7 protein-coding genes are annotated in these 6825 nt (G+C 69.8%); 4 read left to right on the forward strand and 3 right to left on the reverse strand.

Annotated features, from left to right (window positions below; genetic code table 11):
* Window positions 1–31 precede the first annotated feature (31 nt).
* Complete coding sequence (gene gcvT, locus NP4_RS33255) at window positions 32–1132, reverse strand: glycine cleavage system aminomethyltransferase GcvT (RefSeq protein ID WP_068006406.1); 1101 nt, start codon at window positions 1130–1132, stop codon at window positions 32–34.
* A 41-nt stretch (window positions 1133–1173) separates the two neighbouring features.
* Window positions 1174–1785, reverse strand: a complete 612-nt coding sequence (locus NP4_RS33260; RefSeq protein ID WP_068006409.1) for a GNAT family N-acetyltransferase — start codon at window positions 1783–1785, stop codon at window positions 1174–1176.
* Between the two features lie 90 nt (window positions 1786–1875).
* On the opposite strand from NP4_RS33260, the gene NP4_RS33265 reads away from it, so the two are divergent.
* The 3 genes from NP4_RS33265 (at window position 1876) to NP4_RS33275 (ending at window position 4892) form a co-directional block, all read left to right on the forward strand.
* Window positions 1876–2754, forward strand: a complete 879-nt coding sequence (locus tag NP4_RS33265; RefSeq protein WP_068006410.1) for a TetR/AcrR family transcriptional regulator — start codon at window positions 1876–1878, stop codon at window positions 2752–2754.
* 428 nt (window positions 2755–3182) lie between these two features.
* On the forward strand, window positions 3183–3353 hold the full coding sequence (locus NP4_RS41810; protein ID WP_169813843.1) for a P-loop NTPase family protein: 171 nt from the start codon (window positions 3183–3185) through the stop codon (window positions 3351–3353).
* A gap of 36 nt (window positions 3354–3389) precedes the next feature.
* The gene (locus tag NP4_RS33275) at window positions 3390–4892 is read left to right on the forward strand and encodes a leucyl aminopeptidase (RefSeq protein ID WP_068006414.1); all 1503 of its coding nucleotides are present in this window, start codon (window positions 3390–3392) and stop codon (window positions 4890–4892) included.
* A gap of 364 nt (window positions 4893–5256) precedes the next feature.
* On the opposite strand, the gene NP4_RS33280 is transcribed toward NP4_RS33275, so the two are convergent.
* The gene (locus NP4_RS33280) at window positions 5257–5607 is read right to left on the reverse strand and encodes an oxidoreductase (protein ID WP_068006417.1); all 351 of its coding nucleotides are present in this window, start codon (window positions 5605–5607) and stop codon (window positions 5257–5259) included.
* A 272-nt stretch (window positions 5608–5879) separates the two neighbouring features.
* Here NP4_RS33280 and sucB point away from each other — a divergent pair.
* Window positions 5880–6825: 2-oxoglutarate dehydrogenase, E2 component, dihydrolipoamide succinyltransferase (gene sucB / locus NP4_RS33285; protein WP_068006449.1), on the forward strand; the 946-nt coding region annotated here is incomplete at its 3' end.

The following is a 6825-nucleotide window of genomic DNA, read 5'->3' on the forward strand; positions in this document are numbered from 1 at the left end:
GGTGTCGATCACGCGTGTGCGACACGCTCTCCTACGTCGTACTCGCCTTCACGAACGGCGGGCGCACGACCTCCGCCCGCAGGCGTCGCCCGCGCACGTCGACCTCGACCTGATCGCCGGGCTCGAGGTTGGCGTCGGTGTTCAACAGCGCCAGCGCGATACCCACCTTCAGCGACGGGGAGAACGTTCCCGAGGTGGTCTCCCCCACGGTCTCCTCGCCCCGCAGCACGGCCTGTCCCTGCCGCAGCACGCCGCGGTCGAGGGCCTTGAGCCCCATCAGGATTCGCCGCGGCCCGGCCGACTTCTCCTGTTCCAGAGCGGATTTGCCCCAGAACTCGTCCTTCTTCCAGCCGACCGCCCAGCCGCAGCGCGCCTGCACCGGCGAAATGTCGCGCGACAGTTCGTGTCCGTGCAGCGGATAGCCCATCTCGGTGCGCAGGGTGTCGCGCGCGCCGAGGCCCGCGGCCTCGCCGCCGGCCGCCCGCACCTGCTCGATCAGCGCGCGGAACAGCGGTTCGGCATCGGCCCAGCGGGGCAGCAGCTCGTAGCCGTGCTCGCCGGTGTAGCCGGTCCGGCAGACCCGCACCGGGCGGCCGTCCCATTCGGCGTCGGCGTAGGCCATATATTCCATATCGGTCGGAAGTCCCAGGGCGGCAAGCACTTCCGCCGACTTGGGACCCTGCACCGCGAAGACCGCGAAGTCGCGGTGCTGTTCGGTGACGGTAATTCCCTCCGGCGCGACCCTGCGCAGTTCGGCGACCACGGCCGCGGTATTGGCGGCATTGGGCACCAGGAAGATCTCGTCCTCGCTCACGTAGTACGCGATCAGATCGTCGATCACCCCGCCCTCGGGCGTGCAGCACAGCGTGTACTGCGCCTTACCCGGCCGGATCCGCCCCAGATCATTGGTCAGCGCCGCGTTCACGAACGCCGCCGCCCCCGGACCCGCCACGGTCGCCTTGCCCAGATGACTCACATCGAACACCCCGACCGTGGTCCGCACGGCGGTGTGCTCGGCGACAGTCCCGCCGTACTGGACGGGCATCTCCCAGCCGCCGAACGGCGCGAAACTCGCACCCAGCTCGACGTGCACATTGTGAATCGGGCCTTGCAGCAGGTTCGTCTCGGTCACGCCGCGAGCTTAACCGGACGGTTCCGGACGGGCGGACCCGTTCAGCCCCGGTACCACATCGGTCGCAGGGTCGGGCCGTCCTCGGGCAGCGGGATCGGGGCGCCGACCTGGGTGAAACCGCAGCGGGCGTAGAGGCGGGCCGAGCGCTCGGTGCTGGCCTCGAGGTAGGCGGGCATACCCGCGTCGGCGGCGGCCTTGGCGCGTTCGGTGACGATGGCCGCGCCCGCACCCCTACCGCGGTACTCGGGCAGGGTGACGATGACCTGCAGGTAGCGGTGCGGGTATTCGGCGGGGTGGGTGTCGGCCATGATCTCGGTCAGGGCCGCGAGGCGGCGCAGCGGTTGCAGGGGTGCGCTGTCGAACAGTTCACGGGCGCTGCGCATTTCGGCGAGCAGGCGGTCGCGGCCGGTGACGGTCTGCCAGACCGAGACCGCCCAGATCCCCTCCTCGTCGCCCGCGACCCACACCTCGTCCTCGAGCAGGGCGTGTTCGATCATCTCCGGCACGTATTCGGCGCGGTAGGTCTCGCCGATCTCGTGCTGTCCGGCCAGGATCCAGGAGGTCACCTCCTCGTCGACGGAAGCGCGCGAGAAGACCCGCACGACCTCGTCCAGCTCCTTCGACTCCGCCCGGTGCACCCGCATCGTCGTCATAAACTTCTCCCTTCGTGAACACTGTGTGCCTTCGCCAAGGTATGGGGCGACCTGCGAGCAAGCGACAATTTCGTCACACTTGTAGTTGTGATGAAAAGTGAGCTCGCGTGTGCGGTCTGCGGCCAGCCCTGCGCCCGGGCCGACCGAGGTCGCCGCCGCCGCTACTGCTCGCGCTCGTGCCAGGCCCGCGCCTATCGCGCTCGCCACACGGCCACACCCCCGCGTCGCCCGCATCGCACCGGGCAGCTCACGGCCGTCGGCATCGTGCGCGTCGCGGTGGAACTCGCCGATCGCGAAGGGCTGGAAGCCCTTTCGATGCGAAGGCTCGCCACCGAACTGGGCGTGGCGACCGCGAGCCTCTACCGCTACTTCCCCGACCGCGATGCCCTGCTGGCCGAAATGGCCGAACTCACCCTCGCCGCGGCCCCCGTCCCGACCGCTACCTCCGACTGGCGCGATCGGCTGGGCGCGGAGGCCCGCGCGGATTGGCAGCTCTACCAACGCCATCCGTGGATGCTGGCGGTCCTGGCCCAGACCCGCCCACCCATCGGCCCCGCCCTGCTCGACGCCCTCGAACGCACCTTCGCCGCCCTGGACGGCCGCGGCCTCGACAGCGCGACGATGATGACGATCTACCTCTCGGTCTCCGGCCTGGTCCAGGGCCTGGCCCTCCTCCCCGGCTCCGAACGCAACCCCCTCGGCACCGCCACACTCCCAGCCGACGTCGCCGCCGCCCAAGTCCTCGACCTGGTCTCTCCCGAATCCCACCCCACCCTGTCCCGCTACTTCGCCGACCACGCGGGCGGACTGGATGTGGACTTCGAACGGCTCCTCGACAACGGGCTGAATCTTGTTCTGGACGGTGTCGCAGCGCGGTTTTTCGCCGAGAACGTATCGGTTGCACGGCGGCCCGATCTCGAGGCGGTCGCCACCTCGTCACGGCAGGCGGCCCCGTCGACTACCGAATAACGGTCCGGCGGCCATCCTCACGATTACCGGCCGCCGTGCCGGATGGCGTTCTCCGTAACGTGGAGCGTCCCACGCCTTCGGGAGGATCGGGGGGAATCATGATCGAACGACAACGTGCGACATCCGAGCCCGCACTGCTGCAAAACAGCGAACTCGCGGAATGGGCCGTAGTACTCGATGTCGAACAGCGTCATCTCGTCGGCCGTCGGTTCACAGGCCCGGCCAGAATCAGCGGCCCCGCGGGCACCGGAAAGACCGTCGTCCGATTGCACCGCCTTGCCCGCCACCTTCGGCGGCATTCCGGGCAGGCGCTTCGGAACTGCATCAGGCTCTGGTGGAGGCGACAGACAACTGCGGCATCGCGTACTCCGACCTCGCGGTCATCACCGGAACCCGGAAGCGACGGCGGCTCGATCAAGGTCGGTACGGTGCACCGAGCCCAGGGGCCGGAGTTCTTCGGCGTCTTCTACGTCACCGAGCCGCCGCCCGAGGCCGAGTCGGGCGCGGATCTCGAGCGGCTGCGGCAGTGGCAACGGCAGCTGATGGTCGCGATCACCCGAGGCCGCGACCATGCCTGGGTCGGCCTCGTACGCCGCTGATCCAATCGGCTCGACACGGTCAGTAGCCTGGTCGGCATGACTGGAGTTGCAGATCGTTCGCTCGGGCCGGAACTGGTTCGTGTGGTCGGCATCGGGGACGCCGATGTGCTTGTCGTGGGGTTGTTCAGCGGTGAGGACGGGCCGGTGCTGGCGCCCTCGGATGCGTTCGAGGATGTGCTGGGGGATGCGCGGGAGGCGCTGGTCGAGCAGTTGCGGGCGGTGGGAGCCAAGGGGAAGGCCGAGGAGTTGACCCGGGTGCCCGCGCCGGAGGGGTTGGGGGTGACCAGTGTGCTGGCCGTCGGACTCGGGTCGGCGGAGAAGGCCGATGCCGAGCAGGTGCGCAAGTCCGCGGGTGCGGCGGGGCGGGCGCTGGCGGGGGTCGCGACCGCGGTCACCACGCTGTCGGGACTGGATCTGGGTGCGGCGGCGGAGGGGTTCTATCTGGGCGCCTACACCTTCACCCTGTTCAAGTCCGGCAAGTCCGCGCCGAAGCCGGATGAGCGGCCGGTGCAGCGGGTCGAATTCCTGGTTCCCACACCGGATTCCGGTGAGGAGGAGCTGTTCCGGGCGCAGGCGATCGCCGAGGCCGTCGCGACCGCGCGTGATTTCGTGAACACCCCGCCGAGCCATCTGTTCCCGGCCGAATTCGCCGCCCGGGCACAGCAATTGGCCGAGGCGGCCGGGCTCGAGGTCGAGGTGCTCGACGAAAAGGCCCTGGAGGCAGGCGGTTACGGCGGTGTGCTCGGCGTCGGCAAGGGTTCCTCGCGGCCGCCGCGGCTGATTCGCATCACCTATCGCGGTGGTGAGAAGAAGGTCGGGCTGATCGGCAAGGGCATCACCTTCGACACCGGCGGCATCTCCATCAAGCCCGCCGCCAATATGGAGCATATGACCTCCGATATGGGCGGTGCGGCGGCGGTCATCGCCACCACGCTGCTCGCGGCGCGGCTGAGCCTGCCGATCACGGTCACCGCGACCGTGCCGATGGCGGAGAACATGCCCTCGGCCACCGCGCAGCGGCCCGGCGACGTACTCACCCAGTACGGCGGCATAACCGTCGAGGTCATCAACACCGACGCCGAGGGACGGCTCATCCTGGCCGACGCCATCGTGCGCGCGGGCGAGGACGATCCCGACTACCTCATCGACGTCGCCACCCTGACCGGCGCCCAGATGGTCGCCCTCGGCACCCGCACGCCCGGCGTGATGGGCACCGAGGACTTCCGCGACCGCGTGGCCCGCATCTCCCAGCGCGTCGGCGAAAACGCCTGGGCCATGCCGCTTCCCGCGGAACTGCGCGCCGATATCAATTCCAAGATCGCCGACCTCGCCAACGTCGCCCCGCACCGCTACGGCGGCATGCTCTCGGCGGGCCTGTTCCTCAAGGAATTCGTCCCGGAGTCGGCCCAGTGGGCCCACCTCGACGTGGCCGGCCCGGCCTACAACACCGGCGGCCCGTTCGGCTACATCGGCAAGGGCGGCACGGGCGTGCCGGTCCGGACACTGATCGCGGTCCTGGACGACATCGCGGCGGAGTAGCAACCGGCCCTGATGCCCGGCCTCGGCGGCCGGGCATCAGGGATATGAGAAGGGCCGCTTCGCGTTCGGGATTCCATTGCAAGCCCGCTGCCCTTCCGCGTTCCCGTTGCGGCGGCTGCCCTTCCGCGTTCCCGTTGCGGCGGCTGCCCTTCCGCGTTCCCGTTGCGGCGGCTGCCCTTCCGCGTTCCCGTTGCGGCGGCTGCCCTTCCGCGTTCCCGTTACGGCCGCTGCCCTTCCGCGTTCCCGTTACGGCCTCTGCCCCTCCGCGTTCCCATCGCAGCCGCTGCCCCTTCACTTCCCCGCCGTCCGGCCGCCAGGCCGGGCGGCGGGGCCGCGAATTCCTAAGGGACGGTAAATCTTCGGGTCAGTCGATCCGGGGGTCCCGTAGCTCGTCCTCCAGCGCGCGCTTGCGCTCGATGCGGCGGCGGGCGTCGTAGTCGCGCATACGTTGGGGGTAGCCCGTGCGGGATACGTCGTAGACGGGGATCTTCAGCCAGCCGGACAGGCGGCGCGCGCCCTGTTCGCCGACTATGCGGCGGGTCCATTCGCCGTCCGCGGCCACCAGGACGACTGTGACATCGGTCACTGTTGTCTTGGGTTCGATGTATGCCTCGGCGCCGATATGGGTGCGTACCCAGTCGGCCAGGTACCGGGCATCGGTCGCGTCGACGATCCCGCCCGGCCCGCCGCGGCGGAAACGATCCAGCAAACCCATCTCCGCCCACCTCCTCTTCCTGCACCGGAGATGTTCACACCCGGTGCATCGATAGTGCCAGGAATCGGGACATACCCGGCGACGGCCCGCCCCGGGCATCCTCGCCCAACACAGCCGCCCTGTGCCACGGGCCGCGTCGACGAGTGCAAGGATGGAGAGTCGGAACAAGAACCACGGTTCTCCGGTACCGACATTCGCCGCGACCCGCGGTGGGCGCCCACCGAGAGATGAACTGTTGTAGACCCGTCGAGCAGTTAGAGGAGTCAACGGACATGGCCTTCTCCGTCCAGATGCCAGCTCTTGGTGAGAGCGTCACCGAGGGCACTGTGACCAGGTGGCTGAAGCAGGAAGGAGACACGGTCGAGGTCGACGAGCCCCTGCTCGAGGTATCCACCGACAAGGTCGACACCGAAATCCCGTCGCCCGCGGCTGGTGTGCTCACCAAGATCGTCGCCAAGGAGGACGACGTCGTCGAGGTCGGCGGCGAGCTGGGTGTGATCGGCGACGCCAACGAGGCGCCCGCCCAGGAATCCGCCCCCGCCCCGCAGGCCGAACAGACCCCGGCCCAACAACCCGAACCGCAGCAGCAGGCCCCGGCCCAGGAGTCCGCTCCGCAGCCCGCGGCCCAGCAGCAGCCCGCCGCCTCGTCCGGCGCCGCCTCCGGTACCCCGGTCAAGATGCCCGAACTGGGCGAGTCCGTGACCGAGGGCACCGTCACCCGCTGGCTCAAGGCGGTCGGCGACGACGTGGCGGTCGACGAGCCGCTGCTCGAGGTGTCCACCGACAAGGTCGACACCGAGATCCCCTCCCCGGTGGCCGGCACCCTGCTGGAGATCACCGCGCAGGAGGACGATGTCGTCGCCGTCGGCGGTCAGCTCGGTGTGATCGGCAGCGGTCAGCCCGCCGCCCAGTCGGCCCCGGCCCCGCAGCCCAAGCCGGAACCGGTCCAGCAACAGGCCCCCGCTCCGCAGCCGGAGCCCGAGCCCGAGCCGAAGCCGGAACCCGCGCCGCAGCCGAAGGCCGAAGCGCCCCAGCCCAAGCCGCAGCCCGCGCCGTCCGCTCCGGCCGGTGGCAATGGCAACGGCGAGGCCCCCTACGTCACCCCGCTGGTCCGCAAGCTGGCCGCCGAGCACAACGTCGATCTGGCGTCGGTGCAGGGCTCCGGCGTCGGCGGTCGCATCCGCAAGCAGGATGTGCTCGCCGCGGCCGAGCCGAAGC

The sequence above is a fragment of the Nocardia pseudobrasiliensis NBRC 108224 genome (genome assembly GCF_001613105.1).
In the GTDB taxonomy this organism is placed as follows: domain Bacteria; phylum Actinomycetota; class Actinomycetes; order Mycobacteriales; family Mycobacteriaceae; genus Nocardia; species Nocardia pseudobrasiliensis.